At 65.5% G+C, this 17,332-nt stretch carries 14 protein-coding genes; 3 read left to right on the top strand and 11 right to left on the bottom strand.

Annotated features, from left to right (window positions below; all coding sequences use genetic code 11):
• Positions 1-106 precede the first annotated feature (106 nt).
• Complete coding sequence (hisS, locus tag BLS91_RS10450; RefSeq protein WP_092340656.1) at positions 107-1,360, bottom strand: histidine--tRNA ligase; 1,254 nt, start codon at positions 1,358-1,360, stop codon at positions 107-109.
• A gap of 95 nt (positions 1,361-1,455) precedes the next feature.
• Between hisS and BLS91_RS10445 the strand changes: the two genes are divergently transcribed.
• Complete coding sequence (locus tag BLS91_RS10445; RefSeq protein WP_174774953.1) at positions 1,456-2,463, top strand: ABC transporter ATP-binding protein; 1,008 nt, start codon at positions 1,456-1,458, stop codon at positions 2,461-2,463.
• Positions 2,460-3,542, top strand: a complete 1,083-nt coding sequence (locus tag BLS91_RS10440) for an ABC transporter permease (RefSeq protein WP_174774952.1) — start codon at positions 2,460-2,462, stop codon at positions 3,540-3,542. Before BLS91_RS10445 ends, BLS91_RS10440 begins: the two co-directional genes overlap by 4 nt.
• Positions 3,543-3,545: 3 nt before the next feature.
• Here the strand turns inward: BLS91_RS10440 and BLS91_RS10435 are convergent, their stop codons facing one another.
• The gene (locus tag BLS91_RS10435; RefSeq protein WP_092340655.1) at positions 3,546-4,298 is read right to left on the bottom strand and encodes a nucleoside triphosphate pyrophosphohydrolase; all 753 of its coding nucleotides are present in this window, start codon (positions 4,296-4,298) and stop codon (positions 3,546-3,548) included.
• Between the two features lie 147 nt (positions 4,299-4,445).
• Between BLS91_RS10435 and nhaA the strand changes: the two genes are divergently transcribed.
• Positions 4,446-5,813, top strand: coding sequence for a Na+/H+ antiporter NhaA (gene nhaA, locus BLS91_RS10430; RefSeq protein WP_092340654.1), 1,368 nt, complete (start codon positions 4,446-4,448; stop codon positions 5,811-5,813).
• Between the two features lie 311 nt (positions 5,814-6,124).
• Here nhaA and mfd read toward each other — a convergent pair whose 3' ends face one another.
• The 9 genes from mfd to BLS91_RS10385 form a co-directional block, all read right to left on the bottom strand.
• Positions 6,125-9,754: a transcription-repair coupling factor gene (gene mfd, locus BLS91_RS10425; RefSeq protein ID WP_092340653.1), complete on the bottom strand. Its 3,630-nt coding sequence runs from the start codon at positions 9,752-9,754 to the stop codon at positions 6,125-6,127.
• Between the two features lie 18 nt (positions 9,755-9,772).
• Complete coding sequence (gene pth, locus BLS91_RS10420) at positions 9,773-10,357, bottom strand: aminoacyl-tRNA hydrolase (RefSeq protein ID WP_092340652.1); 585 nt, start codon at positions 10,355-10,357, stop codon at positions 9,773-9,775.
• Between the two features lie 56 nt (positions 10,358-10,413).
• Positions 10,414-11,028 carry a 50S ribosomal protein L25/general stress protein Ctc gene (locus BLS91_RS10415; protein ID WP_092340651.1) on the bottom strand — a complete coding sequence of 205 codons (615 nt, stop codon included), beginning with the start codon at positions 11,026-11,028 and terminating at the stop codon, positions 10,414-10,416.
• 243 nt (positions 11,029-11,271) lie between these two features.
• Positions 11,272-12,501 carry a D-mannonate dehydratase ManD gene (gene manD, locus BLS91_RS10410; RefSeq protein ID WP_092340650.1) on the bottom strand — a complete coding sequence of 410 codons (1,230 nt, stop codon included), beginning with the start codon at positions 12,499-12,501 and terminating at the stop codon, positions 11,272-11,274.
• 54 nt (positions 12,502-12,555) lie between these two features.
• Positions 12,556-13,704, bottom strand: a complete 1,149-nt coding sequence (gene dgoD, locus BLS91_RS10405) for a galactonate dehydratase (RefSeq protein ID WP_092340649.1) — start codon at positions 13,702-13,704, stop codon at positions 12,556-12,558.
• Positions 13,691-14,224 (bottom strand): gluconokinase, encoded by a 534-nt coding sequence (locus BLS91_RS10400; RefSeq protein ID WP_233197389.1) that lies wholly within the window; start codon positions 14,222-14,224, stop codon positions 13,691-13,693. The genes dgoD and BLS91_RS10400 overlap by 14 nt, the downstream gene beginning before the upstream one ends.
• Before the next feature lie 2 nt (positions 14,225-14,226).
• Positions 14,227-15,108, bottom strand: coding sequence for a carbohydrate ABC transporter permease (locus tag BLS91_RS10395; RefSeq protein WP_092340648.1), 882 nt, complete (start codon positions 15,106-15,108; stop codon positions 14,227-14,229).
• The gene (locus BLS91_RS10390; protein WP_233197388.1) at positions 15,105-16,028 is read right to left on the bottom strand and encodes a carbohydrate ABC transporter permease; all 924 of its coding nucleotides are present in this window, start codon (positions 16,026-16,028) and stop codon (positions 15,105-15,107) included. The genes BLS91_RS10395 and BLS91_RS10390 overlap by 4 nt, the downstream gene beginning before the upstream one ends.
• 95 nt (positions 16,029-16,123) lie before the next feature.
• Positions 16,124-17,296, bottom strand: a complete 1,173-nt coding sequence (locus tag BLS91_RS10385) for an ABC transporter substrate-binding protein (RefSeq protein WP_233206161.1) — start codon at positions 17,294-17,296, stop codon at positions 16,124-16,126.
• Between the last annotated feature and the right edge of the window lie 36 nt (positions 17,297-17,332).

Here is a 17,332-nt window from a genome sequence, read left to right as displayed (position 1 = left end):
TGATTTGTCGGGGTGAACGTCTGGGTGGACGCTCGGATGTGTCGCGGATTCAGTCTAACCAAACCCGTCAGCCGATCCGCTGAACTGCAGGGGCCGGCCGGTCCGCTCAGACGCCGAGCGGTTTGAAGTCGAGATCGTCGCTGGTCACGGTGTCAGCGGTCACAAACGCGAAGCGTCCGTAGCCAGCCTCGCCGGCCCGATCGAGCAGGGCCTTGAGGTTCTTGGTGCGGCGTTCCAGCCGCACCCGCAGCCCTGCGGCAACGAGGTCGCGCTTGAGGGCGACCAGACTCACCGGGTCGGCGTCCTTCTCGTGCACCAACACAACCGCGTCAAGAGCGGATGCGGCATCCGCTTGCAGCAGGTCGACGATGCGTTCAAAGCCGATCGAGAACCCGCAGGCTGGCACGTCGGTGCCGAGGAACCGACCGATCATGCCGTCGTACCGGCCGCCACCGCCGAGGGAATAGCCAAGCGACGGGTGGGAGATTTCGAAGATGGTGCCGGTGTAGTAGCCCATGCCGCGCACCAGGGTGGGGTCGAACTCGAGGTCGACGCCGGGGAGTGCAGCGCGAAGGGCTTCGAGGTCGGCGAAGGCCGCCGGGTCGAGCCAGTCCGGCGCACCTGCCCCGAGGGCCCAGCCGCCGGTACCGAGTTCGGTGAGCAGCGTGGCTAGGTCGGGCGCGTCGATGCCGAGGGCTTGCAGTTCGGCGGAGACGCCGTCGACACCGATCTTGTCGAGCTTGTCGATCACGATCAGCGCCCGCTCGGTCAGCTCGGCCGCGACTTTCCAGTGGGCGAGCAGCGCGGAGAGGATGCGCCGGTCATTGATTCGAATGCAGAAGCCGGTGAGGCCGAGCTTTTCCAGCGTTGCGGCCGCCGCGGTGATCAATTCGATCTCGGCGAGCTGGCCGGCCTCGCCGATGATGTCGATGTCGCACTGCATGAACTGGCGGTAACGCCCCTTTTGCGGGCGTTCGGCTCGCCAGACCGGAGCGATCTGAATCGACCGGAACACGGTGGGCAGCGCGGCACGGTGGGTGGCATAGAACCGGGCGAGCGGAACCGTCAGGTCGAAGCGCAGGCCGAGGTCGGCAAGGGACGCGAGGTCGTTTTGCTCGGCTGCGGCGGCAACATCCGCTGGGCTGAGACCGCGCTTGAGCACCGCGAAAGCGATCTTCTCGTTGTCGCCGCCCAGGCCCGAGTGCAGGCGGGCGGCGTCTTCCATGACCGGAGTTTCGATCTCATCGAAACCGTGAGCACGAAAACTGTCGCGGATAATGCCGAGCGAACGCTCACGCACGGCCTTGTCGGCGGGGAGAAAATCGCGCATACCGCGCGGTGGGGTCACTGCAATAGCCATGGGGCAATTCTCTCAGGTGCCGTCGATGTGTTTCACCGCCCAGCCCCGAACGGGAGCCCCCCTAGACTCGGGGGAAACAACTGGGGGTGGTGGCTATGTCAGCGACGACGATTTTCGGCTCGGATGGAATCGTGCCGAGCGGCATCGCGGTGACCGGGGTGAGCCGGGCATTCGGCAGCGTGTTCGCGCTGCTCGATGCGACCCTCACGGTACCGGCCGGGTCGGTCACGGCACTGATCGGGCCGAACGGCTCGGGCAAGACCACGCTGCTGCTCATGCTCGCCACGCTGCTCACACCCGATGCGGGCAGCATTCGCATCAACGGTCACGACCCGGTCACCGAACCGGAGCGCGTGCGCGCCCTGATGGGCTGGATGCCAGACACCCTCGGCTCCTGGCCGAGCCTCTCCGCCCGCGCGGCCCTGCAGACCACCGGGCGCATGTACCGCATGACCCGCGAGCAGGCCGCCGTGCGCGCCGACGAGTTGATCCTTCTGACCGACCTCACGGACTTCGCCGACCGACCCTCGCGGGTGTTGTCGCGGGGCCAGAAGCAACGACTGAGCCTGGCCAGGGCGCTCGTGCACTCCCCCGGCGTGCTGCTGCTCGACGAGCCGGCCTCCGGCCTCGACCCGGCAGCCCGCGCCGCGCTGCGCCAGCTGCTGAGACGCTTGGCCGGTGATGGCGCCGCCATCCTCGTGTCCAGTCACGTTCTCGCCGAGCTCGACGAGATGGCGGATGCCGCGGTGTACCTGTCCGACGGCCGCACAGCGAGCCCGGAGCAGGTGGCCGCGGCCGGCGCGAGCGCCAGGGCCTGGCGCATCCGCTCACTCGATGAAGCAGCCTTGGAACGTGCGCTGGCAACCCCCGGCGTGGTCGGTGCGCTCGTGCAGGTTCTCGGCGTTGACCAGCTCGGAACCCTCGTGCAGGTCGAGAACGAAGCCTCGGCCGCGGCCCTGCTGCACAACCTCGTGCTGAGCGGGGTTCCGGTCTGCGATTTCGGCCCGGCCGTCGGCAACCTCGAACATACTTTTCTCGACCTCACCCGGGAGAGACCGGCACGACACAGTTCGATCGTCGTCAACCCGGAGGTAACCCCATGAACAAGCGCGTGTTCTTGACCGGACTCTGGCTGATCGTCACTCTGGAACTGCGCCAACGGGTGCGCGGCGTCTCCTGGTACGTACTGCTCGGCATCTTCATGCTGCTCGTGGGGATCGTCACTTTTCTGCTCTGGCTGGCCACCTCCGCCTGGCTGTCCGGCGGTGGCGGCGTGTTCTCGACCATCATCTTCTTCGTGCTGCTGCTCGGCACGCTGGTCTCGCCGGCGGTGTCCGGCAATGCGATCAACGGCGACCGGGATGCCGGCACCCTCGCCACCACGCAGGTCACGCTGATCAGCACCGGGCAGCTCGTGCTCGGCAAGTTTCTGGCCGCCTGGATCACAGCGCTCGCCTTTCTCGCGGCGGCACTACCGTTTCTTATCTTCGCGGTCGTTCTCGGCGAGGTCTCCCTCGGCACGATCAGCGTCTCCGTACTCGTGCTCGCCGCCGAGCTCGGGGTCATCGCTGCGGTCGGCGTTGGGCTGTCGGGCATCCTGACCCGGCCGCTGTTCTCGATCGTGCTGACCTATCTCGTGGTCGCGGCACTCAGCCTCGGCACCCTCATCGCATTCGCGCTGCTCGGTACCGCCACGCAGCAGGACGCGACGAGTGTGAACTATCAGGTCGTGTCGTCGACCTACGACGAGCAAACCGGCAAGCAGTCCGACATCGTCTGCTCCACCGCGCAGACCTCGACCTACCCCGTGCCGCGGTTCGACTACTACTGGTGGATTCTCGCGGCGAACCCCTACGTTGTCGTAGCGGATGCCGCGCCCGGCAGCTTCGATGAGAACGGCTCCCCAACCGACCTGTTCGGGCAGATCGCCGTCGGCGTTCGCGGAGCCCAGACCGCGCCGGAGCTGTATACCGAGTACAACGGATGCGACGAGGCTGCCAACGGCTCCGTCCAGGCCTACGGGCAGGGACCGACCGCACAGGAGACCTACGACGGCGCGGTGCCGAGCTGGTTCATCGGCCTCACCATTCACCTGCTGCTCGGCGCGGGCGCCCTGGCTTGGGCTTGGCGTCGCACTCGCACCCCCGCGACGCACCTACCCACCGGAAGTCGTATCGCCTAGATGTCAGGAAGGGAAGGCGATGATTCCGGCGTCGAAGGCGTCGTCATGGACCGCGTTGTCTGAAGCTGTGGGGGCTTCCGCTCCGCGGATCTCCGTCTGCAGATCGCGCACGGCGGCGCGCAGGGCACGCTCCGCGTCGAGGCCCTGAGAGCGAGCCGACGCCACGATGGCCAACAGCAGCGGCCCGAGGTCGGCCTCGGACTCGATCGGAAGAGGGAAGCCCTCGTCAGTATCGAGCAGGCCGATCTTCTCGGCCCGACCGAGCACCTTGTCGGCGAGGGCCAGCGCCGGCATGCCGGTCGGAATACCGTCGAGCACGCTCGTGCGCCCCGGCTTCTCCTCGGCCTTGAAACCGTCCCAGGCGGCCGAGACTTCCTCCGCCGTCTCCAGCGTGACATCACCGAACACGTGCGGGTGCCGCCCGACCATCTTCTCGGTCAGCCGGGCAGCGACTTCCTGAATATCGAAGTCCTCCTCGGGCGTGTGCGCGGCCAGGTCGGCGTGAAAGAGCACCTGGTAGAGCACATCACCGAGTTCTTCGAGCAGATCGTCACGACTGCCGGCCTCGATCGCCTCGATCAGTTCATGGGTCTCCTCGACCAGGTGGCGCACGAGCGAGGCGTGCGTCTGGTCGGCGTCCCACGGGCATCCGCCGGGAGCACGCAGCCGCGCGACGGTCGCGATGAGCGTGTCGAGCGAGCTCGTCGGCACCTCGTGCTTCGGTGCGGGGGCGGAGGAAAACAGCGGGTTCGTCATGGTCAACACTCCTGGATCGTTGTTTCAATCGTAGGCGGGCCTGCTGCCAGAGGGTCGCTCAGGTACGTCGTGTATTCTGATGCACGGTGAGCCGGGAAGTCTGGTCGGCAGTTGCTTGTGCGCGCTCGAAACACCAGAGGAATTCTTATGACCGAACCATCCAATCTGCCCACTCCCCCGAAATCTGCACCGTCAACCGCGATCATTCTGCGCCGCGGCAGCCACAACGAGTTTGTGCGCATCTCCGGTATCCTGCGCAAAGAAACCGTCGGCGGAGCCATTCTGCTCGCCGCCACCGTGGCCGCGCTCATCATGGCCAACTCCGGTTTTTCCGACGCCTACTACGCCTTTCGCGACTACAAGATCGGCTACGCACCGTGGCACCTCGAGCTGAGTCTCGGCGCCTGGGCGGCTGACGGATTCCTCGCGATCTTCTTCTTCCTCGCCGGGCTCGAGCTCAAACGCGAATTCGTTGCGGGTGACTTGCGCAGCGTCAACCGCGCCATCGTGCCGGTGGCCGCCGCCGTGGGTGGAGTAATCATCCCCGCGGTCATCTACGTGCTGATCAACCTCGAAACCGGAGCTGAGACGCTGCGCGGCTGGGCGATCCCTACCGCGACCGACATCGCCTTCGCCCTGGCCGTGCTCGCGGTGATCGGCTCGAAGCTCCCACCAGCCCTGCGCATCTTTCTACTGACCCTCGCCGTGGTCGACGACCTGCTCGCCATCGCGATCATCGCCTTCTTCTACACGACCGACATGAATGTTCCGCTGCTGCTGCTCGCGATCGTGCCGCTGGCCCTGTTCTGGGTGTTGACCCACAAGTTCTCCTACTTCTTCGGAACGCGGGCTTGGGCGGCGTGGACGCTGCTTCTGCCTCTCGGTTTCATCGTCTGGGCGCTCGTGCACGGTTCCGGCGTGCACGCGACCGTAGCCGGGGTGCTGCTGGGTTTCGCCGTGCCGGTACTGCGCAGCAAGCGTGGCGGTGGGCCCGACGCCGGGCCCGGCCTGGCCGAAACTTTGGAACATCGCATTCGCCCGCTCTCCAGCGGATTCGCGATTCCCGTATTCGCCTTCTTCTCGGCCGGCGTCACCATCGGCGGCGCCGACGGCCTGTATCGGGCACTCACCGACCCGGTCGCGATCGGCATCGTCGTTGCACTCGTCGTGGGTAAGCCCACCGGGGTATTGCTCGCGACCTTCATCGTGACCAAGACCACCAAGGCGTCACTCGACCCCGACCTGGCCTGGATCGACGTCATCGGGGTCTCCCTGCTGGCCGGCGTCGGCTTCACCGTGTCGCTACTGATCAGCGAACTGGCTTTCGGCCAGGGCAGCCCGCACGACGACCACGCCAAGGTCGCCATTCTGGTCGGTTCGCTCCTGGCCGCCTTGCTGGCCACGGCGATCCTGCGTTCGCGTAACCGCCACTACGGGCGGATCGCCGAGAAGGAAGCCATCGACAGCGACAACGATGGCATTCCGGATGTCTACCAGTCGGAAGAAGCCCGATAGCAACCGACACGTTCCGTTACCAAGCACCACTCGAGTCGGCCGCGCGGGACCTGCGCCAGTGCGCGGGGGTTCCGGTAGCGGGCATCCGTTCGGCCGTGTCGCAGTGCGCCGGAGGTACGCCAGTGCGCGGGAGATCCGGCACTGATACGGGTCCGACCGAGCACGCTGCGCGGGACCTGCGCCAGTGCGCGGGAGTTCCGGTCTGGCCAGAACTGCCGCGCCACGCGAGGCGCGGGACCTGCGCCAGTGCGCGGGAGGTGTGCCTCGCGCGCACCGGCGCAACACCCGCGCACCGCGGGAAGCCCCTGAAGTTAGGCCGGCCCCGCAACTGCCGGCACGGGCGGCGGAAAGATCGCGGCGAGCAGCGTCTTCGTCCACTCGATCAGGGCGTTGTCATCGAGCGGCTCGCCGTTCGGCCGCGGCATCGGCACGCTGAGCGCCCCCGTTGAGGAGACGTAACGCGAGCCGGGATACATCCGCTGTAATCGCACCTGGATCGAGTCGGCCAGGTCCGCCGGTGCCACACGCAGGTTCGACCCCATGGCGACGACCTCGCTGAGGTTGGCCTGCTGGGCCTGCCAGCGCAGCCGAGAGACGGCGACGAGGTTCTGCACCGGCACCGGCGGTTCGCCGTAACGGTCGGTCAGCTCGTCGAGCACGAGGTCGATCTGGTCGTCGGTCGCGGTGGGCGAGCTTGCGCTGGAAAGCTTCTGGTAGGCCTCCAGCCGCAACCGCTCACTGTCGACGAAGTCGTGCGGAATATGCGCGTCCACCGGCAGCTCCAGCCGCAGCTCGGTCTGCCCCTCGGCGACATCGCCGCGGAAGGTACTAACGGCCTCACCGATCATGCGCAGGTACAGGTCGAAACCGACGCCCGCGATGTGGCCGGCCTGCTCGCCGCCAAGCAGGTTGCCGGCCCCGCGAATCTCGAGGTCTTTCAGGGCCACCTGCATGCCGGCGCCGAGCTCGTTGTTCGCCGCAATGGTGGCGAGCCGGTCGTGCGCGGTCTCCGACAGTGGCTTGTTCTCGTCGTAGAGAAAGTAGGCGTAGGCCCGTTCGCGCCCGCGACCGACCCGACCGCGCAGCTGGTGCAGCTGGCTCAGCCCGAACTTGTCGGCGCGGTCGATGATGATGGTGTTGGCGTTGTTGATGTCGAGGCCGGTCTCGATGATCGTGGTGCAGACCAGGATGTCGAACTTGCGCTCCCAGAAATCACCGACCACCTGTTCGAGCTGTGCCTCGGGCAGCTGTCCGTGTGCCACCGCGATGCGTGCCTCCGGCACGAGTTCGGCAATCTGCGCGGCGATGCGGTTGATGCTGGTGACCCGGTTGTGCACGAAGAAGATCTGGCCCTCGCGCAGCAGCTCACGACGGATGGCTGCGGCCACCTGCCGCTGCGAGTACGGCCCCACAAAGGTCAAAATGGGGTGTCGATCTTCGGGCGGAGTCGCCAGGGTCGACATCTCGCGGATGCCGGTGACCGCCATCTCGAGGGACCGCGGGATGGGCGTCGCACTCATCGCAAGAATGTCGACGTTGGTCTTGAGCTTCTTCAGGGCGTCCTTGTGTTCAACGCCGAACCGCTGCTCCTCGTCGATGATGACCAGGCCGAGATCTTTGAAGATGATCGACGGCGACAACAGCCGGTGCGTGCCGATGACGACATCGACGGTGCCGTCGAGCATGCCGGCGATCGTCTCCCGGGACTCCTTGTCGGTCTGAAACCGCGACAGGGCCCGCAGGTGAATGGGGAACCCGGCAAAGCGTTCCTTGAACGTTTCCATGTGCTGGCTGACCAGCAGGGTGGTCGGCACGAGCATGGCCACCTGCTTGCCGTCCTGCACGGCCTTGAACGCGGCGCGAATGGCCACCTCGGTCTTGCCGAAACCGACGTCACCGCTGAGCAGCCGGTCCATCGGAATGGGCCGTTCCATATCGGCCTTGACCTCATCGATCGTGGTGAGCTGGTCGGGCGTCTCCACGAACGGAAAGGCCTCTTCGAGCTCACGCTGCCACGGAGTGTCCGGCCCGAACGCGTGCCCCTTGCTGGCCATGCGCGCCGAATACAGTTTGACCAGCTCCACGGCGATATCGCGCACCGCTTTGCGCGCCTTGGTCTTGGCACTCGACCAGTCGCTGCCGCCCATCTTGCTCAGGGTCGGCGCTTCACCGCCGACGTAGCGCGTGACCAAGTCGAGTTGGTCGGTCGGCACATAGAGCCGGTCGCCGGCGTGCCCGCGCTTCGATGGCGCGTATTCCAGCACGAGGTATTCCCGAGTGGTCTTGACCGGGTTGCGGCCACCACTGGACACCTCACGTTGGGTCAGTTCGAGAAAACGGCCGATACCGTGCGTCTGGTGTACCACGTGGTCGCCAGCCACCAGCTGCAGCGGGTCGACGACATTCTTGCGGCGACTGGCGAGCTTCTTGATCTGACGCGCGTCATATCCGACCGTGCGACCGTAGAACTCGCTCTCGCTGATCAGCGCGAGCTTGCTCTGCGGCAGTTCGAAACCGTGATCGACGGATGCTTTCAGCAGGTAGGCGATACCCGGTTCCGGCTCCAGCGGCCACACGTCCACGACGCGCACCGGCAGTTCACGCTCCGCGAGCACCTGCGCCGCTCGTTCCACGAGGCCGGTTCCCTGGGCGACGATGCCGACGACCCAACCGTCGTGCAGCCGGCTTGCGACGTGCCCGACGGCGCCGTCGACGCTGCCGGCGAAGGTAGGGACGGCATCCGCTTCGATACGAATCGTGAGCAGTGCGTCCATCTCGAGGTGTTCGGGCAAGACGGGCGCATCGGTCGGCGCGGCCTGAAAAGTGCTCAGGGTCCACCAGCTGTGACCGGTCGCGGGCACCCCCGGCGCCGAGTACTTCACGCTGTCGCGCAGGCGCCCGAGGGTGAGAAAATCACCGGATTCGAGGTCGATCGGGGCGTCGGCACCGGCCGTGGCGGCACTCCACGCTGCGCCGAGGAATTCGCGGTTGGTTTCGGCAAGGCTGATGGCCCGGCTCGCGACCCGTTCCGGCGAGATCACGGCGACGGCGGCGTTGGTCGGCAGGTAGTGGGTGACCGGCACCAGCCGGTCGACCAGGGCGGGAGCGAGGCTTTCCATGCCCTCGACCGGGATTCCCTCGGCGATCTTGGCCAGCAGTCCGGCCAGGCTCGGAAACTCGTGCTGCATTTCCCGGGCACGCTGCCGCACGGCGGGGCTCAGCAGCAGTTCCCGGCTCGGCGGCAGGCTGACCGACTCGACCGGCTCGGGCAGCGAACGCTGGTCGGCAACACTGAACAGCCGAATCTGCTCGACCTCGTCGCCGAAGAACTCCACCCGGTAGGGGTGCGAGGCGACCGGCGGGAATACGTCGAGGATGCCGCCGCGCACGGCGAACTCGCCACGCCGGGTGACCATGTCGACCCGGGCGTAGGCAACGTTGACCAGTTGCAGCACGATCGCCGCGAGGTCGTGCCCGCGCCCGCCGACCGTGAGCTCGATCGGTTCGTAGTCGGTGAGGTTGTCGGCGACCGGCTGCAGCGCGGCCCGCACCGAGGCGACGACGATAAGCGGATGCCGCTCGCTCGCGTCTTGCTCCTGCCACTCGCGCATGCGGCGGAGCGCGTGCAGGCGCTTGCCGACGATCTCGGCGCTCGGACTGAGCCGTTCGTGCGGCAGGGTTTCCCAGGCCGGAAAGTCAATGATTTCAGCGCTCGTGGCGAAGCAGCCGAGGTTCTCGCGCAGCGCCTCGGATTCGCGGCCGGTCGCGGTGATGACGAACAGGGCCTGAGCGTCGTCCCGGCGCAGGTCGAGCAGCGCGGCCAGCAACGGGGCACGCAGGCCCCCGGTCAGGGAGAAATCAGCGTCCCGGCTGGCATAGGCGAGGGCGTTATCGAACGTGGAGGCGCGCGCGAGCGCTGCGATTAAGCCCTGAAGGATCACTGAACGAGTCTACGCAGCCTAGGAGGGCGAGTGAAACTTCTGCTGCGCGGCCACGACGCCGTCGGAGGCGATCAGTTCGACCGCGTCGGCGGCATCCGCTATGAGGTTGGGCAGAATGCTGCGCTCGGCGGAAGCAAAATCGTGCAGCACGAAATCGGCCGGGTTCTGGCGACCTGGCGGACGCCCGATGCCCATGCGAATGCGAATGAATTCGTTGGTTCCGGTGGCGGCGATGATGTCGCGCAGGCCGTTGTGACCGCCGTGACCCCCGCCGACCTTGATCTTGAGCGTGTCAAAGGGCAGGTCCAGGTCGTCGTGCACGACGATGAGCCGGGAGACGGGCAGCGAATAGAAGCGCAGCAGGGCGGCGACCGGGCTGCCGGAGACGTTCATGAACGTGGTGGGCTTGGCCAGCACCAGTTTGGGGCCACCCGGTGAGAGGTGTCCCTCGGCGACGAGGGCGGCCGTTTTGTGACGCTTGAAGTTCGACGTGAGACGGTCGGCGAGCTGCGCCGTCACCATCTGGCCGACGTTGTGCCGATTGCCGGCGTAGTCGGGCCCGGGGTTGCCGAGCCCGACTACGAGCCACAGGTTCGTATCCAGGGGATTCCTCCGTATATGCGGGCGAAAGCCCAGACGGAACCAGGTGAAAATAGGTGTTACGCGGCGGGAGGCGTAGCGGCCGGGGTGCCGGCCGTGATGACCTCGGTCTCGGCCTCTTCTTCGTCTTCGCCACGCGGGGTGTGGATGTACACGACGAGAGCGTCTTCATCGGAGATGAGCACGGCGCCGATGGGCAGCGGAACGTCCTTGGCGTGAATCTGGGCGCCGTCTTCGAGGCCTTCGATCGACACGGTGACGTTCTCGGGGATGTCGGTGGCTTCAACCTCGAGCAACAGGGTCTTGGTGTCGAAGTCGGCGATCGTGCCGGCGAAGGACTCGCCGGACATGTGCACCTGAACTTCAACCTGAACCTTTTCACCCTTGCGCACGACGACGAGGTCGATGTGCTCGATGATGGCCTTCACCGGGTCCTTCTGCACGTCCTTGACCAGCACGAGCTGCTTGGTGCCTTCAATGTCGAGCTCGAGGAGCATGTTGGCGCGACGCAGCAGCAGGGCGATGCGGTGGGCGGGCAGCGACACGTGCACCGGATCGGTGCCGTGGCCGTAGATGACGGCCGGGATCTTGCCGAGTACGCGCAGCTTGCGGGCCGCACCCTTGCCGAAGTTCGTGCGGAGGTCTGCCTCGACGGCGGTAACTTCTCTAGCCATGGTATTTCTCCTTGCGGGGCCTAAGCCCAGATCGTGATTCACGGGCCGAAGCCCGAGAAAGAGGGGTACTGATTCAACTCGAACGCATGTCAGCGTGAGGAAAAGCCCAAGGCCTCGTCCGCCGCGTCGATAACGGATGCCGCCGGCCCAGAATGCAGGCACGACACTATCCCTCGCCGAAGTTCGTTTCAATCTTACACAGTTCGAGCCACCCCTGCAGCCCGGGCGTGTCGTCGGCTTGCCTTACCAGTCGTGAACGGTGCCGTCGGCCAGACGATTGAAGGGCAGGTACGCCGTCTGGTACGGGTACTTGCCGGCCTCGTCCACGTTCAGCTGAACGCCCAGACCGGGCTTGTTACCGGGGTGCAGGTAGCCGTCGGAAAAGCTGAAGGACTGTTCGAAAACGCTGTTGGTGGCGTCGCCGTGTTGCATGTACTCCTGGATTCCAAAGTTGTGAATGGCCAGGTCGAGGTGCAGCGCCGCCGCCATGCCCACCGGGGAGATGTCGGTCGGGCCGTGAATGCCGGACTTGATCTGGTACTGGGCGGCGTAGTCGAGAATCTTCTTCAGGGGCGAAATGCCGCCGGTGTGGGTGACCGCCGACCGCACGTAGTCGATGAGCTGGTCCTTGATCAGGGTTTGGTAGTCCCAGACCGTGTTGAAGACCTCACCGATCGCGAGCGGGATGGTGGTATGCGAGCGCACCAGCCGCAGGGCATCCTGGTTTTCGGCCGGGGTGCAGTCTTCGAGCCAGAACAGATCGTACGGTTCAAGCGACTTACCGAGTCTCGCGGCCTGGATCGGCGTCATCCGGTGATGACCGTCGTGCAGCAGGGGCAGTTCGGCGCCGAACTCGCCGCGAACCCCCTCGAACACGGTCGGCAGGTGCCGCAGGTAGGCGCGGGTATCCCAGTCTTCCTCCGCAGGCCTGGCCGCACGCTGGGCCGGTTCGTAGTCGTAGCGTTTGCCACTGGTCTGGGTTTGCGCGGCAACGCCGTAGATGGCTTTCAGGCCGGGGATGGCAGTCTGCACCCGGATGGCCCGGTAGCCGAGCGCCTGATGCTTGCGGATGGAATCGAACAGTTCGGGCAGGTCGCGCCCCGATGCGTGACCGTAGGCGAGAATTTTGTCCCGGCTGGCTCCCCCGAGCAGCTGGTACAGCGGCATCCCGGCGGCCTGCGCTTTAAGATCCCAGAGCGCCACGTCAACGGCGGCAATCGCGGCCATGGTGACCGGGCCCCGGCGCCAGTAGGCGCTGCGATAGAGAAACTGCCAGGTATCTTCGATGCGGTGGGCGTCGGCGCCGAGCAACAGCGGCACGACGTGCTCCTGCAGGTAGGCCACCACGGCCAGTTCGCGGCCGTTCAAGGTGGCGTCACCGAGCCCGACGAGCCCGTCGTCGGTGGTGAGGCGCAGGGTCACGAAATTGCGATCCGGGCTGGTGACGATGACTTCTGCTCTGTCGATCTTCATGGTTCTCCTTGGTCGTGCGTGTCATCAGAAGGGGGCTCGGCACGGTGATGGCCGTCACCACTCCGCCAGTGCGCCGTCCGCGTGCCGCCAGATCGGCGACCGCCACGTGTGCCCGCGCGAGTCGGCGGCCCTTACTGCGGCCTCGTCAATCTCGATGCCGAGACCGGGGCCGGTCAACAGTTCAATGTTTCCGTTGACGAATTTCAATGGCTCCTTCTCGAGCACGTAATCGAGAACTTCGGCGCCCTGGTTGTAATGGATGCCGATGCTCTGCTCCTGAATGAGGTAGTTGGGAGTGGCGAAGCCCACCTGCAGGCAGGCGGCGAGCGCGATCGGGCCAAGCGGGCAGTGCGGGGCCAGCTGTACGTCGTACACCTCCGCCATCGCCGCGATGCGGCGTACTTCGGAGATTCCGCCGGCATGGGAGAGGTCGGGCTGCGCCACGGCGATGCCAGCCTCGAACACAGGCAGAAAATCCTGCCGGGTGTAGAGCCGCTCCCCGGTCGCGATCGGAATCGAGGTGGCCTGGGCCAGCTGACCAATCAGGTGGGAATTCTCCGGCACGACCGGTTCTTCAATGAAGAACGGTCGCAGGGGTTCGAGCAACGGGGCGATCCGGCGGGTATTGGCGAGCGTGAACCGACCGTGAAAGTCCACGGCCACATCACGGTCGGGGCCGAGCACGGCGCGTGCGGCGGCGACCCGTTCGAGCACACCGTCGATTTCAGCGACCGTGCCGACTCGGCTCATGATGCCGGAGGCGTTCATCTTGACGGCGGTCAGCCCCACGGCCATCTGCGCCGCGATCGCGTCGGCGATGCCGCTCGGGTCGTCGCCGCCGACCCAGCCGTACATGCGGATGCGATCGCGCACCGCGCCGCCGAGCAGCTGGTAGACCGGTACCCCGAGCGACTTGCCCTTGAGGTCCCACAGAGCCTGGTCGATGCCGGAGACAGCGCTGCCGAACACCGGTCCACCGCGGTAGAAACCGCTCTTGGTCAATACCTGCCAGTGGTCTTCAATGCGGTCGGGGTCGGCGCCGATGAGATATTCCGCGAACTGTTCGACGACCGCGCGCACGGCATCCGAATGCCCTTCCAGGCTGGCTTCGCCCCAGCCGACGACGCCATCGCTGGTTTCAAGCCGCACGAATAGCCAACGGGGTGCCACGAGAAAAGTTTCCACTCGTTCAATGTGTGACACGGGCAGCCTCACCGCTTTCTGTTTCGGCGGCGAGAGCCGCAAGGATCCGTTCGACGATGGTGCCGGGCGGTTCGACGATGTCCACGGTTACGCCGCGTTCATCGTGTGTGCGTACCTCGAGCGTGTCAAACTGCGATTGCAGCAGCGCGGGAGGCATGAATTCGTGGGTGCGTGCGCGTAGCCGGGCTGCGATCAGGTCGATCGACCCTTCCGGATCAACCACGAACAGGTCAACGGCGTGATCGCGCAGCAGGTCGCGGTAACTGCGTTTGAGGGCCGAGCAGGCGATGACGATGCCGTTCGGGTAGTCCCCGGCCAGGCAGCGCCCCACCTCATGCAGCCACGGCAGCCGGTGTTCATCCTGCAGCGCGTTTCCGGCGGCCATGGCGGCCTTGTTCGCGGCGGGGTGCAGGGTATCGCCGTCGAGGAACCGGGCGCCGAGGCGCTCGGCCAGAAATTCACCGATGGTCGATTTGCCAGAGCCCTGCACACCCATGACGACGATCGGCGGGAGGCCCACCCTCAGCCCTTGGTCGCACCGGCGGTGAGGCCGGACACGATGTACTTCTGGGTGAACAGCGCAATGACCATGATCGGAACGGTGACCACGACGGCTGCCGCCATCAGGCTTCCCCAGTCGATGCTGGCATACGAGACGAAGTTGAAGATCGCCACCGGCAGGGTCTTGGTATTCGCGCCGGAGAGCACCAGCGCGAACATGAAGTTGTTCCACGAAAAGATAAAGGAGAGGATGCCGGCCGTCGCGAGTCCCGGAACCGACAGCGGCAGGGTGATCCGCAGGAACGCGCCGATGTGGGTGAGGCCGTCCACCTGCGCCTGCTCCTCCAGTTCGAGCGGAGTCGAGTCGAAATAGCTGATCATGATGTACACGATGAGCGGCAGGGCGACGAACATGTGCGAGAGAATCAGCACGCCGAAGCCGCCGACCATGCGCATGTTGGCGAAGATGAAGTACCACGGCACGAGCAGGCTGACGCCCGGAATGATGCGTGCCATGAGGACGACCAGCGCGGAGCGGTGCATCGCGAAACGACTCATCGCGTAGGCGGCCGGAACTCCGATGAGCAGGGAGAAGACGGTGGACAACAGCGCCACCCAGAAACTATTGAAGATGAATCCGAAATAGTTATTGCGGCTGAGCACGTTGTCGTAGTTGTCGAGCGTCGGCGTGAAGAACAGGGTCTTGCTGGCGTCGTAGATGTCGACATTGGTCTTGAGTGACGCGACGAACATCCAGACCAGCGGAGCGACGAACAGCAGCACCGTGAGGGTGAGGGCGACGACCCGAAAGATTTTGTACGCTCGCGGCTTGCGGCGCCGCGGTGCAATCGCGACCGGGCGCGGAGTCTGGGTGACAGGACGGGCTGGCAGGGTCGTTGTCATGACCGGTTCGCCTTTCTGCGGTAGGTGAGTACCCACATGATCGCGATGATGAGCAGGAAGAACAGGATCAGCACGGTGGACGCGATCCCGTAGTCGTTGTAGTCGAAGCTCAGGCCGAAGGCATAGATGTTCAGCGTCTCGACTTCGTGGAATGACCCGCCGCCCTTGCCCTTGGTGGCATAGAGGATGTCGAAGGTCTTGAGGGCGTCGATTCCGCGCAGCACGATGGTCACGATGACGGTGGCCCGCAGGAGTGGCAGAGTGACGAACCAGAATCGCTGCCAGGCGTTGGCGCCGTCAATGCGCGCAGCTTCGTCGGGTTCGTCGGAGAGTGAGGTGAGGCCGGCGAGCAGCATCAGTACGACCATCGGTGTCCACTGCCAGATATCGACGAACATGAGCGTCGGCAGGGCGGTGTACTGGCCGGACAGCCAGGGCTGGGCCGGAATACCGATCCAGCTGAGCACCTGGTTGGCGAAGCCGATGTTCGGGTCGAAGATGAGGCGCCACATCATGCCGACGGCGACCGGGGTAGCGACCAGGGGCAGCAGGATCGCGACGCGAACCCATTTCTCGCCGCGGAACGGGCGCCAGAGCAGCAGGGCAATGCACATGCCGAGGACAAGCTCAATGGCCAGCGCTCCGCCGGTGAAGACGAACGTGCGCATCACGGCGGGCCAGAAGCGATCCGTGTCGGTGAGCACCTCGACGTAGTTGCTGAATCCGACCAGGTTGGATGCTGCGCGCACCGAGCCCTCGGAGTCCGTCACGCTGAGGTACAGCGTCCAGCCCAGCGGCACCGCGATGAGCAGCCCGACGAAGATCATCGCTGGGGAGGCGAAGAGCCACTTGCGATGACGGTTTGCCCAGGTGGAATAGTTCTTCCACATTGAGGGCTTGGTGGTGACCATTGTGGTCATCGTTCACCTCACACTTGGTATTGCACGTTCAGAAAGAAGGGGGTGGCGGGGCGGACGACCGCGTTCGGGCATCCGCCCCGCCTCAGTGGTGCGGGTTATTCGTCGTCGAGGATTCCCTGAAAAGCCTCGCTCGCGGCATCCGCTGCTGCGTCGGAGTCGCCGCCGGTGATGGCGATGACGATCGGATCTCCTACGATCTCGCGCGCTTCGGGCACCTTGATGACGAGCGGGCGGTCATGACCGACACCGTTCTTGGTGCTCGTGGCGATCGCGGCGGCAAGGTCGGCCGGGTAGGTCGACGTGCCCTCCGGGTCTTCCCAGACCGACTGGCGCGCACCGGGAACGCCGTCCTGCTGCACCTCCAGGGTCAGGTCCGCGCTGGTGGCCCATTCGATGAACGACCAGGCTTCATCCGTGTAGGCCGATTCAGCGTTGACACCGAGCGCCCAGGACGGCACGTTGTAGGCGGCCGAACCGCCAGGACCGGCTGGCATCGGTGCGAAGCCGACGGTGTCGGAGACCTTGGAAGTCTCGGGGTCGGTCGCGTTCTTGTAGAGGCTGTCGGCCTCGGTGTACAGTCCGGCCTGGCCCTGCGTGAAGATGGCCATGGCCTCAGGCCAGCTCATGTCGGTGCTGACATTCTCCGGACCGTAGTCGCGGATCAGTCCGCCGTAGAACGCGTAGGCTTCCTTGGCCTCAGGGCTGGCGATAGCTGAGTTGCCGTCTTCGTCGATGAAGTCACCGCCGAAGCTGTAGAGAAAGCTGGAGAACTGGGTGACGGCGGCGGACTTGCCGGTACGGGCGACGAAGCCGGCCACGCCGGGGTTCTGTTCCTTGATTGCCTTGGCCGCGGCTTCGAGCTCGTCCATCGTGGTCGGCACCTCGAGTCCGGCTTTGGCGAGGAGGTCCTTGCGGTAGTAGAGCACTTCCTGCTCGGTGATGATCGGCACGCCAACGACGTTGCCGTCGTAGGTGGTCGACTCGACCGGCCCGGACTGGAAGTCGCTCCAGTTCCAGTCGGCGTTCGACTCGACGTTGTCAGACAGGTCGGCCAGATAGCCGTTCTTCGCGAACAGCTTGCCTTCTTGGAGCGGGCGATACATCATGACGTCGATCTCATCGGTGCCCGCATTGAGCTTCACGTTGTACTGATCGGAGAGCTGGTCTTCGCCGTACTGGCTGAGCTCGACGGTGAGGCCGGTGGCTGCCTCGAACTCGGGCAGCTTGCTCTTGATCGTGTCGGTCCACACGTGGTTGGCGAGGGTCACTCGAAGAGTCTTCGAGCCCCCGTCATCACCGGCACC

It is taken from the genome of Cryobacterium flavum, from assembly GCF_900103805.1.
GTDB lineage: Bacteria > Actinomycetota > Actinomycetes > Actinomycetales > Microbacteriaceae > Cryobacterium > Cryobacterium flavum.
The sequence above is the reverse complement of the archived record's forward strand: the minus strand, read 5'-3'. Positions and strand labels throughout refer to the sequence as shown.

What these genes read in the sequence shown, in the direction of transcription:
- hisS (WP_092340656.1), bottom strand. Translation starts at nt 1,360, where the DNA reads ATGGCTATTGCAGTGACCCCACCGCGCGGTATGCGCGATTTTCTCCCC.
- BLS91_RS10445 (WP_174774953.1), top strand. Translation starts at nt 1,456, where the DNA reads ATGTCAGCGACGACGATTTTCGGCTCGGATGGAATCGTGCCGAGCGGC.
- BLS91_RS10440 (WP_174774952.1), top strand. Translation starts at nt 2,460, where the DNA reads ATGAACAAGCGCGTGTTCTTGACCGGACTCTGGCTGATCGTCACTCTG.
- BLS91_RS10435 (WP_092340655.1), bottom strand. Translation starts at nt 4,298, where the DNA reads ATGACGAACCCGCTGTTTTCCTCCGCCCCCGCACCGAAGCACGAGGTG.
- nhaA (WP_092340654.1), top strand. Translation starts at nt 4,446, where the DNA reads ATGACCGAACCATCCAATCTGCCCACTCCCCCGAAATCTGCACCGTCA.
- BLS91_RS10415 (WP_092340651.1), bottom strand. Translation starts at nt 11,028, where the DNA reads ATGGCTAGAGAAGTTACCGCCGTCGAGGCAGACCTCCGCACGAACTTC.
- manD (WP_092340650.1), bottom strand. Translation starts at nt 12,501, where the DNA reads ATGAAGATCGACAGAGCAGAAGTCATCGTCACCAGCCCGGATCGCAAT.
- BLS91_RS10395 (WP_092340648.1), bottom strand. Translation starts at nt 15,108, where the DNA reads ATGACAACGACCCTGCCAGCCCGTCCTGTCACCCAGACTCCGCGCCCG.
- BLS91_RS10390 (WP_233197388.1), bottom strand. Translation starts at nt 16,028, where the DNA reads ATGACCACAATGGTCACCACCAAGCCCTCAATGTGGAAGAACTATTCC.